Origin of the sequence: Candidatus Aquiluna sp. UB-MaderosW2red (assembly GCF_900100865.1) — a bacterium.
Classification (GTDB): Bacteria; Actinomycetota; Actinomycetes; order Actinomycetales; family Microbacteriaceae; genus Aquiluna.
Genome location: NZ_LT627734.1, coordinates 1,056,463 through 1,071,678 on the forward strand (window position 1 = coordinate 1,056,463; position 15,216 = coordinate 1,071,678).

A 15,216-nucleotide genomic window follows, 5' to 3' on the forward strand; every position below is an offset into this window, starting at 1 on the left:
TTTTAGGGTAGTTCTATGACTTGGGCGGCGAAGGCGAGCCCTGCGCCGAAACCAATTTGTAGTGCGTATCCGCCTTTGGCAACCAAGCCTTCGCTCAAAAGCCTGTGCATTGCCAAGGGGATACTCGCTGCAGAGGTGTTTCCAGTATCAATTATGTCCCTTGCGATTACCACAGAGTCGGGCAGTTCCAGCTGTTTCGCCAGCTCGTCGATGATTCTAATGTTCGCTTGATGAGTGACTAGTGCAGCCAGGTCTTTCGGTTCTAGTCCGGCCTCTAAAAGTGCTTGCTTGGCGACTTTTGCCATTTCCCAGACTGCCCATCGAAATACCGATTGGCCCTCCTGAACAAGAGTCGGCCATGCTATTTTTCCGTCCCTATAATCAATCAACGATCCGGTCATGCCGACCTTATCCCAATTGCTACCATCGGCTCCCCAGACGCTCTTCGATATTCCCGGGTGGTCCGAGGGGCCAACAATCGCGGCTCCAGCACCATCTCCTAGTAAAAAGCTGATTGATCGATCGGTTGGTTCTATAAAGTCCGAGAGCTTTTCGCCTCCGACTACCAAAACATACTTTGCCACTCCGGATCGAATGAGGGCATCTGCTTGAGCTATGCCGTAGCAGTACCCCGCGCAAGCGGCAGAGATGTCGTAAGCGGCGGCATTGACGGCGCCGACTTTGGCAGATAGCAGCGACGCCCCGGATGGTGTCTGGAAGGGGAAAGTTATGGTCGCAAGAATGACCGCCCCGATTTCAGCTGGGTCAATACCCGCCTTGGCGATGGCCTCCTCACTCGCCTCGGTAGCCATGTCCATGAGCGACTGCCCTGCACCGGCTCTTTTGCGTGTGACTATTCCAGTGCGCTGCCTAATCCACTCATCAGATGAATCTATCGGTCCAGCAATGTCTTGGTTTGTCACAGTGAGTGACCCTCTAGACGCCCCAAGAGAAAAGATTCTTGTGAATTCGCGCTGCTGAGTTTGGTTTAGCGTTTTCATCTGTTTCCAATCTTTAGAACATCGCTTGGGAGCTTGAGCGCCAATGTGCCCACGTTATCCGCCCCACGTTTTACCAATCCTGATAGCGCTCCGGCTGGGGGCAGTTCTAGAGTCTCGGCCCCCGAAAAGTTTTGCATGCAAAGGTCCCAACGCACAGGCCTCGCAACTTGCTCAATGAGCGAATCTAAAAAAGCAATTCCCGAATCCAGCGCACGACCATCGAAGTTCGACCACAAGATCTTGGTCGGATCCTTGGGAAGTATCTGCTGGCTCGCCACTTTGAGTTTCTCTATCGCCGGCTGCATGAAGCTTGTGTGAAATGCTCCGGCCACCTTAAGTTCAATGACCCGGGCTTTGGGGATGTCTGTCCCAACTAGATTCGATATTCGCTCTTTTGTGCCGGCAGCCACAACTTGGCCGGCACCGTTGTAGTTCGCGATACTCAGCCCAGCTCGAAGAATGACCCTTTCAACCTCTTCTGGGTCGCCACCAATCACCGCCGCCATCGAGGTTTCAATCTGGCGCGATTCATTAGCCATCGCCTCGGCCCTTACTGCTACAAGTCGCATTGCTTCGGTATCAGACAGGACACCGGCAATCGCGGCAGCTGCAAATTCCCCGACTGAGTGCCCAGCAACCGCGTCAAAATTGTCGGTGACGGCCGTTCGAAAAGCTGCGATTGAGAACGCCACAATTAGAGGCTGGGCATTGGCGGTATCGCGAATGGTCTCCTCATCGGCGAGGGTTCCCAAGTGGATGAGGTCTTTGCCGCTTGCGGCAGCCAGTTCCTTGATTTTTGCTTCGAAGCCAGGCACCTGTTCGATCCATGGCACAAACATCCCGACGGTTTGCGAACCCTGACCTGGACAAAGCACAATCTTCATTCTTTATAAACTACCGTCTCGTGCCAGATTCTTGATCACTTATGGCCCCCAGTGTGATGGCTACTTGAAGGACAAAAGCAGTTCTAGCATCTGTCGGGTCAGCGTTTACCTCTTCAAAAACGCGTTTGAGACGGTATCTGACGGTGTTGGCGTGGACAAAAAGTACTTTGGAGGTGGCCTCTAGGGACCTGCCACATTCTAAGTATTTGCGAAGTGTCTGCAACAGTTCCTGGGAGGAGTTTGCAAGGGGGGAGTAATAAGCCTGAATCAGGGTTGTCTTTGCCAGTGAGTCACCTGCCAATGCCCGTTCCGGCAGCAATTCATCCGCCAATATTGGTCTGGAATTGGAACTACTTGCTTGCGCTACAGCGTTAGCCGACAGGGCCGCTTTGGCGCTTCGCTGTGCGTCTGCGACTGCCTGCACCGTTGGGCCCAATATCAGCGCTCCCGGCCCAAAATAGGGCTCTAGCGCCATGGCGGTTGCCAGTATCGCTGGATTCGGGTCGCTGGTTGGCTTGGCAAGCCCAATCACTGCCACCTGCCTGCGGCCCTGAATTCCGATCATCAGATCTGAGTTGGACTTTCTTGCCGCTTTTCTCATTGCATCGGGGTCGTTGTCGCTCAGGGCCACACCGAGCATCACAGCGACTTGGCCATCGGCCCGCCAGCCTAGAGCGGCCACCCGCGAGCTAATCTCCTGTGAAGTCTCGCCGCTGATTATCGAATCCACGACTAGCGCCTCCAACCTCGCGTCCCACAGACCCCTGGCTTCGGCCGCCTTGGCATAGATGTCGGCAGCACCAAAAGCCAAGTCCCTGGAATAACGAAGCACCGCGTCGGTTAGGTCGGGGTGTTCCTTTACAACAAGCTCCTCCACCATTTCGACTGCAACCCTAATCACTTGCAAAGTCTCTTGAAGCGAAATTGAGCGCAGTAATTCACTTGGAGCACTGCCAAAGACATCGGCTGCTGCCCAGGGTTGAGAATTCGGGTCTTGATACCAATCGATGAAGCTTGTGATGCCATTCTGCGCAACCGTGCCAACGGCTGCTCTTCGGGCCGGAGGCATCTTGGAATACCAATCCAGGGTGTGCTCGAGCTTGCTGACCGTCGCGGTCGCCAACTCGCCGGCTATGGATTGCAGCCAGGCAAGGTGCTTAGGAGTCGCCACCGGCCGTTCCAGATGTTCCAGCGTTCACGTCGTGCAAACGATACTTATCAATTGCCTGTTGGGGAATGCTCTGGTCAATTTTCCCCTGAGCCACTAACTGCTCGAGCACTCGAACCGCGATCGATGGCCCGTCAATCTTGAAGAACCTACGAGCCGCCGCCCTAGTGTCGGAGAATCCGAAGCCATCGGCTCCAAGTGTTGCGTAGTCTCCCGAAATAAAGGGGCGAATCATGTCGGGAACTGAGTGCATGAAGTCGCTGACCCCAATCACCGGACCCGAGGCGTCTGCGAGCTTCTGGGTAACATACGGCATCGCAGGGTCCTGATCTGGGTATAGGAATTTAGCTTCCTGAACCTTTAGGCCATCGCGACGCAGTTCCGTCCAGCTGGTGACTGACCAAACATCAGCCGAGACTCCCCATTCCATCAGGAGGTGCTGGGCTTCAAAAGCCCAAGGCACCGCCACTCCAGATGCGAGGATCTGGGCCTTGTGACCCTGAGTGCTGTTTTTACTCAGCTGGTGTATCCCTCGCACGATGCCATCCACATCAACATTCTCAGGCTCAGCGGGTTGCAGCATCGGCTCGTTGTAGACGGTGAGGTAATACATCACGTTAGGTTCCAGATGCTGACCGCCGTACATCCTTTCGATACCGGAGCGCACGATGTGAGCTATTTCATAACCATATGCCGGGTCATAGGAGAGCACGGCGGGGTTGGTGCTGGCAATGACGTGCGAGTGACCGTCGGCGTGTTGCAGACCCTCGCCGGTTAGTGTCGTCCTACCTGCCGTGGCTCCAATCATGAAGCCTCGAACCATCTGATCGCCCGCCAGCCAAATCGCATCTGCGGTTCGCTGGAAGCCAAACATTGAGTAAAAAACGTAGAACGGGATTATTGGCTGGCCATGGGTGGCATAGCTAGATCCCGAGGCAGTGAAGGCGGCTACGGAGCCAGCCTCGTTGATTCCGGTGTGAAGAATCTGACCGTTGGTAGCTTCCTTATAGCTCAACAAAAGCTCACGGTCTACCGACATGTAGTTTTGACCGCTTGGGTTGTAGATTTTGGCCGTCGGGAAAAAGGCGTCCATACCAAAGGTGCGCGCCTCATCTGGAATGATCATCTGGATGCGTGGCCCAGTTCCTTCAGAGCGCAGCAGGTCCTTCAGCATTCTTACAAAAGCCATCGTTGTCGCTATTTGCTGGTTACCAGAACCCGCCTTCGGCGCCGCATAGGCCTTTTCTTCCGGTAGTGCGAACGATACGAAGTCGGTTCTCCGTTCTGGGAGGTAGCCTCCAAGTTCTCGTCTTTTTTCGTGCATGTATTGAATCTCTGGGGCGTCGGAGCCCGGGTTGTAATAGGGAGGCTGGTACGGGTCGGCCTCAAGCTGCGAGTCGGAAATGGGGATTCTCAGCTCATCCCTAAACATCTTTAGGTTATCCAGCGTCATCTTTTTCATCTGATGCGTCGCATTGCGCGCTTCAAAGCTTTTCCCGAGACCGTAACCTTTCACGGTTTTTGCGATGATCACGGTCGGTTGACCCTTGTGGTTCATTGCGGCCTTATAGGCCGCGTAGATCTTTCGATAGTCGTGCCCACCGCGCTTCAGGCCCCAAATTTGTTCATCTGACAGGTCCTTTACGAGCTTCGCAGTGCGCTCATCGCGACCAAAGAAGTTCTCCCTGATGAACCCGCCCGATTCTGCCTTATAGGTCTGGTAATCGCCATCCGGTGTGTGGTTCATCAGATCCACAAGTGCACCATCGTGGTCACTGCCTAGAAGGGCATCCCACTCGCGACCCCAAACCACCTTGATAACATTCCAGCCAGCGCCTCGGAAGAAAGATTCGAGCTCCTGAATGATCTTTCCGTTTCCGCGAACTGGACCGTCCAAACGCTGAAGGTTGGCATTCACAACAAACGTCAAGTTGTCAAGATTGTCATTGGCAGCTAACTGCAATGCCCCGCGAGACTCGACCTCATCCATTTCACCATCACCCAAAAAGGCCCAAACATGCTGTTCGCTGGTGTCCTTGAAGCCGCGGCCCGATAGGTAGCGGTTAAATTGAGCTTGATAGATGGCGTTGATTGGCCCCAGTCCCATTGAGACCGTGGGGAACTGCCAAAACTCTGGCAGCAACCTCGGGTGCGGGTAACTGGGCAAAGCGTGCCCGGCGTGTGACTTTTCCTGTCGGAACCCATCGAGGTCCTCGGCCGAAAGTCGTCCCTCTAAGAACGCTCGGGCGTATGGCCCAGGGGAGGCGTGCCCTTGAATAAAGATTTGATCCGCTCCACCAGGGTGATCGTGGCCCTTGAAAAAGTGGTTGAAGCCGACTTCGTAAAGGGAGGCAGAAGAAGCGTATGAGGAAATGTGTCCACCAACCGATACCCCTGGGCGTTGCGCTCGGTGAACCATAATTGCTGCGTTCCAACGCATCCAGGCACGATAAGTCCGCTCAGTGGCCTCATCTCCGGGAAACTCCGGCTCATCCTCGGGAGAAATGGTATTGATGTAATCGGTGGTCGGAACTAGGGGAACGTTTAGCTGCAGGTCATGAGATCTACGAAGAAGAGAAAGCATAATTTCCCGAGCCCGACCGCGGCCATGCACTTTGGCTAGTGCATCTAGCGATTCAAGCCATTCTGCGGTTTCTTGTGGATCGCTGTCTTGGCGAGCGGGTGCAAATGCTTCTTGGTCGTTGAAGGACACTGAAAGCCTCTTTTCGTGGCTGCAAATAAAATTGCCCTGTTGGGGCTACTCAAGTCTATTGACATTGCCCAAAGAGTTTGTCACTTAGGCTCTAAACACTCTTGAAGGGAACAATATGAGCGCTTTTGTTGGGGACCAAGCTCCTGATTTCGGTCTCATTAATCAGCACGGTGAAGAAGTGGTTCTATCGAGCTTCAGGGGTCACAAGCCCGTGGTTCTAGTGTTTTTCCCCTTCGCATTTAGTGGCACCTGTAGCGGTGAGCTATGCGAGCTGCGCGACAACATCTCATTGTTCGAGCGCCCCAATGTCGAGTTGTTGGCGATTTCGATTGATTCGAAATTTGTCCAATCGAAGTTTGCAAAACAAGAGGGCTATCAATTCAGTGTTTTGGCCGATTTTTGGCCGCACGGTCAGGTGGCTCGTGAGTACGAAGTGTTTCTTGATAAATCTGGGCATGCGTCCCGCGCCACGTTTGTGATCGATATCAACGGGGCTGTCTTGGCCAAATTCGCTGTCCCCGTGGGTGAGGCGAGGAAACTTTCCGACTATGAAAAAGCACTCGAGCTGATTTAGCTAGTTTTTAACTGTATGATTTGAGCACCTCCCTAAGTAAAACTAGGGGCCTTTAGCTCAGTTGGTAGAGCGCCACGTTTACACCGTGGATGTCATCGGTTCGAGCCCGGTAGGGCCCACTCCAACACCTTGTGAGGAGACGTTGAAATTTCAGCCGCCTCAGCGCAAAGCGCTCAGTGAATCCGAACTAGATAAGGCCATCAAGGCACTCAGTTCTCGGATTGCAGCTTCCTCAGCTCTATTACTCGAACAACAAAAACTTCGATTGGAAGATGCAGATGCTCTAGAGGGCTGGATAGCAGACCTCAAGGCTGATGGGTCAGCTGAAGCAATTCGAGCAATCAGTATTTTCGTTGTTGATCTATTCCCAGCCGCTCCAAGTGATTCAAAGGGCGAACCAGAAGCGTCGCTCGCCCCGGAGTTCAAGACCGTTGTAACCAAGCGCCAGAGGAAAAGGGGTCGTGGTTCGGTATTTTTCTATATCAGGACACTGATCACAAGTCTTACCCTCGCTCTGATTAACCTCTCGATACTAAGTTGGCTAGAGCTCAGCGCCATCGACTCGATAATCGCAATTGCAGTTGGGGTAATCGCGGCACACCTAATAGCCCTCATTACCAAAACCCATAAGTTGCATCCACTATTACGCTCAGCCTCTGTATTCGGGGGGCTTGGTGTCTATTGGTCCTCGGGGCTTATTATTGGAATGATCTCTGTTCTTTACAGCACCGGGTACGTGTTCCAGTCAGACGCTCTGGATAGCCGTTTTCAGCTTCCCGAGTTCCGAGCCGACCTATTGATTCTTGGCTTAGCAATTTTCATCCTCACGCAATTCAGCTCCGCCGGTTTCAAAAAGGTCCTCCCCGGAATCGTGCTGTTTATCGGCATCGGCTGGGCTGCAACCAATGTGAGTTACCAGCTTCCCGCTTTGGATTCGGGATTGACGCCAAATTCTATTTGGGCTGCTGTCGCAATCGGGGTTACCAGTTCCTTAGTTATCGTGTTCGGCGAACCTCATGAACAAGAAACCGCCTCAACCCTAAGCTTTTCAGCCCTGAGTTCAATCGTCTTTTCGGTTCTCGCACTCGGGTTTTTAGCGGGTGTCACACAACCTGCTTGGCAATTCCTCGAGTTGACCGCAATTTTGTCCTTGCTCTTGCTTTTAGCACTGAGTGGTTTCGATTTGGCAGGAAAGGGGCTCGGTCGCTGCGTGGGAGCAGCCTTTTTGCTAGGGCCGCTCCTTGCAAATCTCGGAGACTATTTATTAGCTCCGATAGTCGCCATGCTGAGTTGCGCTGCGGTGCTCATCATTTTTGACCAATTCTCTAGAAGGTCCTCGCTTCACGTGGATTCGCTAAATAATGGTCATGGCTTTTACTCGGGGTTCCAGGTTTGGTCTTGGTTAGCGCTGGCCGTTGCGGCCCTAGCCGGTGTTCCTGGACTCCAGCAGCTTTGGTCCTCGGGTCTAAGGTTTTCGCCCTTGGAGCTCGCATTTTTCTCAGGTTTGCTCTTCGGGATCGTGTTCGGGCTAATTCGAATACCAGTTGTCATTGGCCAAGATCGCGATATCAAAAACCTAGAATCACGCAACGGATAGCCAGATTATCTGCTTGGCTTATAGCCATGACGATTCTTAAAGATTTAATCCTCCATTTTGATCAAATCTGGCCCCCAGCGCAGGCCGAAGATTGGGATCGTCCGGGACTGATGCTTGGTGATGTGCAGAGTGACGTTCTAAAAGTTCTAGTCAGTGTCGATTGCACCGAAAAGGTGATTTCAGAGGCAATAGAAATCGGTGCCGATTTACTTGTTAGCCATCACCCTCTTTATTTGCGAGGCTTCACCTCACTTACGGAGCAGAGCTTCAAGGGTCGCCTCAGCGCCAAGGCGATAAGAGCAAATCTAGCGATTTTTGCGGCGCACACAAACGCCGATTTTCAAACTGATGGGGTTGGGGAATCACTCGCTAAGGCAATCGGGCTAGAAAAACTAGAGCCATTAGATCCACTCACCAAGCACGGCACAATCGGCACATTGCCTGAGCCATTGAGCTTGCTGCAGCTCTCTCGGTTATTAGCCAAACGCTTACCGGCGGTGGCCGCTGGAATTAAGGTATCTGGCGACCCGAATCGAGTCATCGGCAGAGTTGGACTCCTGGCCGGAGCCGGTGACTCTTACCTAAATACGGCACTAGAGGCAGGGATAGATGTCTTTATCACCAGCGATCTCAGGCATCACCCGGCTCAGGACTTTATTTCGCAATCGAATGTATCAAACGGCCCAGCACTAATAGACATTGCGCACTTCAGCGCCGAGTGGCTCTGGGTCGATGTTGCCGCAGCTAGTCTTCGGGCAAAGTTCCCGGCTGTAGAGTTCGTTGGTAGTGAACTAAATACTGACCCTTGGGATTTCGCGGTGATGCAATGAAAATGACTTCCGATCAAGCCGGCGAGCTGATTGAGCTCCAAAGACTAAAAGTAGAGAATCGAAATCTCGAGAGTAAGGCCAAGCAATTGTCTTCGGGGATTGAGATTGACTCGCGCCGAGAGGCCCTGCTAGCAAAAAGCGGTGAATTGAATCTCTTTCGCAGCGCCCATGAGGAGCTCCTGCGGGGTCGTGATCGGTTTGAGGTTGATCGGGATTTGGTCGATAAGCGAATCGCGAAGGATAAGCAGCTACTTACTCAGGCATTCACCCAAAAAGAGATTTCTGGGTTAACCCATGAGCTTGAGACTCTGGCTTCGAGACAATCAGCTCTGGAGGATTCCGAGTTGGAACTTCTCGAAAAAATAGAATCTTCCACTACCGAGCAGCAGCTGATCGAGGCGGATCGAGACCGTCTTGATCTGGAGCTTGAGGCACATAAGGTTCAGGCCCGTGAGGAATTAGGTGCGCTTAAAGCGATTCACACCCAGAACTTGAGCCAAATAAAAGATCTTGAGACCAACCTCCCCGAAGAGCTCTTGGGTCTTTTTAATCTTAGATTTGCTCGTGGGATAGCCGTTGGCAAGCTCTTGAGAAATACTTGCGGGGCCTGCAACATGACAATCACTTCTACTGCTCTGAGCGCCCTTCATCTGGTGCCGGATGACGAGGTGGCAAGCTGCCCGGTCTGCGCGGCAATTTTGGTTCGCGCGTGATTTTTGCCTACGCCGATGGAGCGTCAAGGGGCAACCCGGGACCTGCATCCTATGGAGTAGCAATTGTTGATGAATCAGGCTCCTTGCTGGCTAGTTTTGGAGAGTCCCTGGGGGAGCAGACCAATAACTACGCGGAGTACCAAGGTGTTATTGCAGCCTTGAGATACCTGATACAAAACCACCAGGGTGCCAATGTCACGATTCGGCTTGATTCCAAGCTAGTAATAGAGCAACTTTCGGGTCGTTGGAAAATCAAGCATCCTCAGATGCGAGAGCTGGCAGCCGAGGCTGCAAAGCTATTGCGAAACTTCAAAGTTGCCCTGGAGTGGGTACCAAGAGAACAAAACACCCTTGCAGACGCCGCCGCCAACCGGGCCTTGGATCTCGGGGATTTTAGTTCTGAACCGGCCGTCAAACTCAACCTTTCGGCAGTTCAACCAAAGAGCGTGAGGGCCCCAAGGCAAGTCACCGAACCGACCACAATTGTGGTTGTTCGTCATGGCCACACCCAGCACACCGAGTTGGGTCTGATTTCAGGATCAAACGGCGAAGACCCAACCCTCAGCGAGCTTGGGTTTTCAGAGGCGAAGCTGACTGCTATTGCGATACAAAGGCTGCTAGCCAGCTTTGAGCTCCCCGAGCTTGCCAGCGTCCACCACTCCACTCAGCTCAGAACCACCCAGACGGCAAACGCTATTGCCGAGGCTCTCAAGCTCCCAATTGCAGCGGATACTCGCCTGCGTGAGATCGGTTTTGGTAACTGGGAGGGGATTTCTATGGAAGAAGTTGATTCTAAGTATCCCGCCGAGGTTGCTAGCTGGAGGGGCTCCACCAGCTTGGCGCCTAGCGAAGGGGAGGCTGTTGTGGATCTTGAGGTAAGGGTTTTGAGCGCGCTGGATGAGTTAATAGAAAAGAACCGGGGGAGTTCTGTTGCCATTGTGAGCCACATGATGCCGGCTCGAGCGATAGCAAAAAGGGCACTGGGTGCCGCCACCAGTGTTCATTGGAGCCTTCAGTTCAATCCTGGTTCGGTGAGTATTTATAGATTCTTTGGGCAAGATTTAGCAGAAGTGTTTTGCCTAAACGCTTGTGAGCACCTGCTTGTTGGTTAGGCTCTACGGGAGATGGGTCAACTAGACGGTCGCGGCATTGCCGAGGAACGTCCGGGCTCCAAAGGGCACGGAGGTGGGTAACGCCCACCCGGGGTAACTCGAGAGAAAAGTGCAACAGAAAGTAAACCGCCCGCAAGGGTAAGGGTGAAACGGTGGTGTAAGAGACCACCAGCAGTCTGGGTGACCAGATTGGCTATGTAAACCTCTCCGGGAGCAAGACCAAGCAGAAGGCGTTTGAGAACTGCCCGTTCGAGTCTTTGGGTAGGTTGCTAGAGCCTGTGAGCAATTGCAGGCCGAGATAGATGGCCGTCAGTGCTTAGGCGCTACAGAACCCGGCGTATCGGTTGACCCATCTCGTCATCCTCTAAATATTTCAGCGGCGAGGGAAGCGGCTCCAATGATCCCCGCGGAGTTCCTGGTTTCGGCTGGAATTATCTTGGTCTTCAGATCCAACAGCGGTAGAAATAATTCGTGCTTTTTCGAAATGCCCCCACCAACTATAAAAAGGTCGGGGCTCAATAGCTTCTCGAGCTCTTGGTAGTACCGATTGAGCCTTGTAGCCCATTCCTGAAAGCTCAAACCATCTTTCTCCATTGCGGCGAAGGATGCCATGGTTTCGTAGTCGACCCCATCAATCTCAATGTGCCCGAGCTCGGAGTTGGGAATCAATCTGGAATCATAAAAAAGAGCTGTTCCGATACCAGTACCTAGAGTCGTCATTATGGTCAGACCCTTGGAGCCTCTTCCGGCTCCAAATTTAATCTCTGCAAATCCGGCGGCATCCGCGTCGTTCAAAATGTGCACTCTTCGCTTTAGGGCATCCGCGAAGAGGCCCTCTGCATCCAACCCAATCCAATCAGCAGAGACATTTGCAGCCGAACGCGTAAAGCCGTGCTGCACCACTGCCGGAAAACAGATTCCAACAGCCGATTGGTCTTTCAGGTCTTTGAAATTATCAATTAGCTCGGCAACAGCGAGAGATATGTCACCAGGCTCTGCACCCTCGGGCGTCTCAACTCGAATTCGTTCACTCAGTAGAACGCCGCTTCGAGTGTCCACCAGTGCGGCTTTTATTCCAGTGCCGCCAATGTCAATTCCAATCGAATGGTTTCTCATCTAGGGAACCGTAAGAATTTCGGGGCCATCCTGAGTAATCAATATGGTGTGTTCGAATTGGGCGGTGTATTTTTTATCCTTAGTCGTCACTGTCCAATCGTCTTCCCACATGTCCCACTCTCTGGTGCCGAGAGTGAGCATTGGCTCAACAGTGAATACCATTCCCAGCTCAATTTTCGTCGAGAATTCAGGGGCATCGTAATGCGGAATTATTAGTCCGGTGTGGAAGCTAGAGCCGACGCCGTGACCGGTGAACTCCTGAACCACCCCGTATCCAAATCTCTTCGCGTAGGACTCAATTGCTCGACCAATAATGTTCACCTCGCGACCCGGAAGCGCCGCTTTTATGCCACGCATTGTGGCTTCCTCGGTCCGCTTAACAAGGTCAATCACTTCTTGGGAGCCGCTCCCAACTACAACTGTGCCGTTAGTGTCGCCATGCATTCCGTCAAAATAAGCAGAGATATCTATGTTCACTAAATCGCCGTCCTCTAAAACGGTGTCATCGGGGATTCCGTGGCAAATAACCTCATTCACGGAGGAGCAAAGAGATTTGGGGAAGCCACGATAGCCAAGGGTTGAAGGGTAGCCGCCCTGGCCCACTATAAAATCGTGCCCAATTCGATCGAGTTCATCGGTTGAAACCCCCGGCTTCACAAAGCCCAAAACCATCTCTAGAGCTTGCGCCGCGATCTTTGAAGATTTTCGAATTCGCAAAATCTCAGAATCTGAGTATCTATCTCCTCCGACGTGTGGGCTAGGCGCTAGATTCCCAACATACTCGGGCCTGGTGATACTCTTGGGAACGGCCCTTAATGGGGACAATTTGCCGGGGATTAGTACCCCGCTGGCTGTCTTTGGCATCTAATAAGTCTACGTATTCATCCGCTGGGGAAGGTTAGGCATGAGCGATAAGCCCGAATTTTGGTTCAACACAAAGACTCAGACCGTGGAGTCAGGTCCGCAATCTCTTAGCCTCTACCGCGTTGGTCCCTTTGAGACATATGAATCCGCACTTTCAGCCCCCGCAATAATTGAATCTCGGGCCAGGGCCATCCGGGATGAGGATGAAGAAAAAGATTTAGATTGGAAAAGCTAGCTGAAGCTCTGTTCTTGGCTAGGAAAACTGCCGTCTCTAACATCTTGCCGATAATCCTGAGCCGCCTTTTGAAGCATTCCCTGCAGGTCCAAATACGGCTTGGCAAATGAGGGGATCTTTTCGCTCAGTCCGGCAAAATCAGTCCAAACTAGTATTTGGCCATCAGTCCCGCCCCCTGCCCCGATTCCTATAGTTGGAACCTTCAATAGCTTTGATATTCTTGTTGCCAACTCGGCCGGCACCATCTCTAGAACTATTGCAAATGCCCCCGCGGCTTCTATTTCGAGACACTGCTTAAGCAATTCATCGGCCCTCTCACCTCTGCCTTGAACCTTGAAACCACTGAGTGCGTGGACCGATTGCGGAGTGAATCCGACATGCCCCATCACGGGTATTCCCGCATTGACTAGGACTCCGATTTGCTCAATCTTGTCTCCTTCTAGCTTTACTGCAGCGGCTCCGGTTTGCTTCATGGCCGCGGTGGCCGTCTTGAAAGCTTGTTCCGCGCTGAATTCATAGCTTCCAAAGGGCAGATCAAAGACCACCAGTGCGCTTTTTGAGGCGCTGGCTACAGCTCTGCCGAATGGGATCATCTCTTCGAGTGTGATTGGAACTGTGCCCTGGTAGCCCAGAATGGTATTACTCGCCGAGTCACCGACAAGAAGCACTTCAATACCCGCCGAGTCGAAGATTTTGGCCGTCAGCGCGTCGTAGCTAGTAAGACAAGAAAAGCGCTGGCCTTTTTCTTTTAGTCCACGAAGCGTTCCGGTTCTAATCTTCATAGATCCTCAAATCTAGTTGTAATTGGCACTTTGCGACCAAGACCAAACGCAACCTTCGTGGTCTTTGTCCCGATGGCCCCTTGGGAGCGTTTCCATTCGGCACTCCTGACCATCGCATCGATTTTATGCACGGTTTCCGATTTGAAACCCTGGGCGATTACTGCACCTGCACTATTTGCCTGCTCAATCAGCAGCTCGAGTATTTGGTCGAGTTCCTTGTAATCGGGAAGGGAGTCTGAATCAAATTGATCGGGCTTGAGTTCAGCTGAAGGCGGCTTAGTGATGGAGTTTTGAGGAATCACTTCGTGATCTCTAGTCGAATTCAAATACTCTGCTAGCTGCCACACGTCAGTCTTATAAACATCCTTGATGGGCGCAAAGCCGCCGGCTGCATCTCCATACATGGTGGAATATCCAACGGCTATTTCTGACTTATTTCCCGTTGATAAAAGCAGCTGCCCTTGAGTGTTTGAGATTCCCATCAACAGGACCGCCCTGATTCTGGCCTGAATGTTTTCTGCGGCTAGATCGCTCAGCTCCAGCATGGCTTCAAATGCCGCATGGGCCGGTTCGATCGGTATTTCGCGATACTCAATTCCGAGATTTTGGCAGAGTTTTTTGGCATCAGCTATCGAGTGCTCCGAGCTGTAACGAGAGGGAAGGGCTACACCCACGACGTTTTCGCTTCCCACTGCGTCAACGGCTATCGCAGCGCATAGTGCGGAGTCGATGCCTCCGGAAACCCCGAGTACGCAGCTGACCTGGTTGGTTTTGGAGAGATAGTCTCTAAGTCCGGTAACGAGAATCTCGTAGAGTTTTGGCAAATCCTTGGGCTCTAGCGGGGCAGGCCGACTCTCAGAAACCAGATACAACCCGGGGCTACTATCTGCTCGGAAGATCTCACTGGAGTCTGAGATATAAAAGCTGTCGCCATCGAAAACCAGCTCATCTTGCCCCCCGGCCAGGTTTGCATACGCGAGATCCATTCCCGAGGCGAATCGAATTGCGGCGTCTCGACGCTCGATCCTTTTGGTTCTCGAGTATGGAGATCCGTTGGGCACCACCACTAGTTCAACTCCACTGGCTTTGAGCCCTTCGCTCCTATCGCTATCGCCCCAAATATCCTCGCAGATCATCACTGCCACTTTGTGACCCTTAAGGGTGAAGACCAGCTCCTGCTGCCCCGGAACAAAATTCCGCCAATCATCAAACACGTCATAGTTTGGTAGTAAGTGCTTATGGTAGGTGCCGATTAGTTTCCCTTGGCCAAATACGCTCGCTGTATTGTGAGCGGTGGCTAAGCTCCTCTGGATTTTTGGAGCCAAAATCGTGGCACGAGATACGTGACCAAGAACAACTACCGGGCCCATATATTCATCACCAGCAGTTATTGCGATTAGAGCCTGCAGAGCTAGTTCGGTTCGCGCTATCACGTCACGACGGTAGCTAAGGTCGCCAAGTGGGTAACCGCAAAGGGCTAACTCTCCAAAGATTAGTAAATCGACCTTGGCAAGATGGGCTTCAGCGATCATTTTTTTAATATGATCGAGGTTATGATTCAGGGCGCCAACCACAGGGTTGGTCTGCCCAAAAGCTACTTTTAAATTCAACACAAGCACTAGCCTAT

Annotated in this window: 14 protein-coding genes, 1 tRNA gene and 1 other RNA gene; 8 read left to right on the forward strand and 8 right to left on the reverse strand. The window is 52.4% G+C overall.

What is annotated here, in order from left to right:
- Positions 1 to 2 precede the first annotated feature (2 nt).
- The 4 genes from BLP47_RS05425 to aceE are packed head-to-tail and all read right to left on the reverse strand — an operon-like array spanning position 3 to position 5,766.
- Positions 3 to 1,001: a beta-ketoacyl-ACP synthase III gene (locus BLP47_RS05425; protein ID WP_091851215.1), complete on the reverse strand. Its 999-nt coding sequence runs from the start codon at positions 999 to 1,001 to the stop codon at positions 3 to 5.
- Entirely contained in the window at positions 998 to 1,885 is an 888-nt protein-coding gene (locus BLP47_RS05430; RefSeq protein ID WP_091851220.1) for an ACP S-malonyltransferase, read from the reverse strand. Before BLP47_RS05430 ends, BLP47_RS05425 begins: the two co-directional genes overlap by 4 nt.
- A gap of 10 nt (positions 1,886 to 1,895) precedes the next feature.
- Entirely contained in the window at positions 1,896 to 3,056 is a 1,161-nt protein-coding gene (locus BLP47_RS05435; protein ID WP_249883287.1) for a CdaR family transcriptional regulator, read from the reverse strand.
- Positions 3,043 to 5,766, reverse strand: coding sequence for a pyruvate dehydrogenase (acetyl-transferring), homodimeric type (gene aceE / locus BLP47_RS05440; RefSeq protein WP_091851223.1), 2,724 nt, complete (start codon positions 5,764 to 5,766; stop codon positions 3,043 to 3,045). Before aceE ends, BLP47_RS05435 begins: the two co-directional genes overlap by 14 nt.
- Positions 5,767 to 5,881: 115 nt before the next feature.
- On the opposite strand from aceE, the gene BLP47_RS05445 reads away from it, so the two are divergent.
- The 7 genes from BLP47_RS05445 (at position 5,882) to rnpB (ending at position 10,948) form a co-directional block, all read left to right on the forward strand.
- Positions 5,882 to 6,340 carry a peroxiredoxin gene (locus tag BLP47_RS05445; protein WP_091851226.1) on the forward strand — a complete coding sequence of 153 codons (459 nt, stop codon included), beginning with the start codon at positions 5,882 to 5,884 and terminating at the stop codon, positions 6,338 to 6,340.
- Between the two features lie 46 nt (positions 6,341 to 6,386).
- Positions 6,387 to 6,459, forward strand: a tRNA-Val gene (locus tag BLP47_RS05450).
- A 23-nt stretch (positions 6,460 to 6,482) separates the two neighbouring features.
- Positions 6,483 to 7,937: a hypothetical protein gene (locus BLP47_RS05455; protein ID WP_157671527.1), complete on the forward strand. Its 1,455-nt coding sequence runs from the start codon at positions 6,483 to 6,485 to the stop codon at positions 7,935 to 7,937.
- Positions 7,938 to 7,963: 26 nt separating this feature from the next.
- Complete coding sequence (locus BLP47_RS05460; protein WP_091851232.1) at positions 7,964 to 8,767, forward strand: Nif3-like dinuclear metal center hexameric protein; 804 nt, start codon at positions 7,964 to 7,966, stop codon at positions 8,765 to 8,767.
- Positions 8,764 to 9,480, forward strand: coding sequence for a zinc ribbon domain-containing protein (locus BLP47_RS05465; protein ID WP_091851235.1), 717 nt, complete (start codon positions 8,764 to 8,766; stop codon positions 9,478 to 9,480). Before BLP47_RS05460 ends, BLP47_RS05465 begins: the two co-directional genes overlap by 4 nt.
- The gene (locus BLP47_RS05470; protein ID WP_091851238.1) at positions 9,477 to 10,592 is read left to right on the forward strand and encodes a histidine phosphatase family protein; all 1,116 of its coding nucleotides are present in this window, start codon (positions 9,477 to 9,479) and stop codon (positions 10,590 to 10,592) included. Before BLP47_RS05465 ends, BLP47_RS05470 begins: the two co-directional genes overlap by 4 nt.
- A gap of 13 nt (positions 10,593 to 10,605) precedes the next feature.
- An RNA gene (gene rnpB, locus BLP47_RS05475) (RNase P RNA component class A) lies at positions 10,606 to 10,948 on the forward strand.
- Position 10,949: 1 nt separating this feature from the next.
- On the opposite strand, the gene ppgK is transcribed toward rnpB, so the two are convergent.
- Positions 10,950 to 11,708, reverse strand: a complete 759-nt coding sequence (gene ppgK / locus BLP47_RS05480) for a polyphosphate--glucose phosphotransferase (protein ID WP_091851241.1) — start codon at positions 11,706 to 11,708, stop codon at positions 10,950 to 10,952.
- A complete protein-coding gene (map, locus tag BLP47_RS05485) occupies positions 11,709 to 12,572 on the reverse strand; it encodes a type I methionyl aminopeptidase (RefSeq protein WP_091851244.1) in 864 nt (287 codons plus the stop codon).
- A 40-nt stretch (positions 12,573 to 12,612) separates the two neighbouring features.
- Between map and BLP47_RS05490 the strand changes: the two genes are divergently transcribed.
- Positions 12,613 to 12,807, forward strand: a complete 195-nt coding sequence (locus BLP47_RS05490) for a hypothetical protein (protein ID WP_091851247.1) — start codon at positions 12,613 to 12,615, stop codon at positions 12,805 to 12,807.
- Here the strand turns inward: BLP47_RS05490 and panB are convergent.
- Positions 12,804 to 13,589, reverse strand: coding sequence for a 3-methyl-2-oxobutanoate hydroxymethyltransferase (gene panB / locus BLP47_RS05495; protein WP_091851250.1), 786 nt, complete (start codon positions 13,587 to 13,589; stop codon positions 12,804 to 12,806). The genes BLP47_RS05490 and panB overlap by 4 nt on opposite strands.
- Positions 13,586 to 15,208, reverse strand: coding sequence for an NAD+ synthase (locus tag BLP47_RS05500; protein ID WP_091851253.1), 1,623 nt, complete (start codon positions 15,206 to 15,208; stop codon positions 13,586 to 13,588). The genes panB and BLP47_RS05500 overlap by 4 nt, the downstream gene beginning before the upstream one ends.
- Positions 15,209 to 15,216: the final 8 nt, after the last annotated feature.

Bases quoted from the DNA above. Each gene is read 5' to 3' on its own strand.
- BLP47_RS05425 (WP_091851215.1), bottom strand. From the start codon at position 1,001: ATGAAAACGCTAAACCAAACTCAGCAGCGCGAATTCACAAGAATCTTT.
- BLP47_RS05430 (WP_091851220.1), bottom strand. From the start codon at position 1,885: ATGAAGATTGTGCTTTGTCCAGGTCAGGGTTCGCAAACCGTCGGGATG.
- BLP47_RS05445 (WP_091851226.1), top strand. From the start codon at position 5,882: ATGAGCGCTTTTGTTGGGGACCAAGCTCCTGATTTCGGTCTCATTAAT.
- BLP47_RS05460 (WP_091851232.1), top strand. From the start codon at position 7,964: ATGACGATTCTTAAAGATTTAATCCTCCATTTTGATCAAATCTGGCCC.
- BLP47_RS05465 (WP_091851235.1), top strand. From the start codon at position 8,764: ATGAAAATGACTTCCGATCAAGCCGGCGAGCTGATTGAGCTCCAAAGA.
- ppgK (WP_091851241.1), bottom strand. From the start codon at position 11,708: ATGAGAAACCATTCGATTGGAATTGACATTGGCGGCACTGGAATAAAA.
- map (WP_091851244.1), bottom strand. From the start codon at position 12,572: ATGCCAAAGACAGCCAGCGGGGTACTAATCCCCGGCAAATTGTCCCCA.
- BLP47_RS05490 (WP_091851247.1), top strand. From the start codon at position 12,613: ATGAGCGATAAGCCCGAATTTTGGTTCAACACAAAGACTCAGACCGTG.
- panB (WP_091851250.1), bottom strand. From the start codon at position 13,589: ATGAAGATTAGAACCGGAACGCTTCGTGGACTAAAAGAAAAAGGCCAG.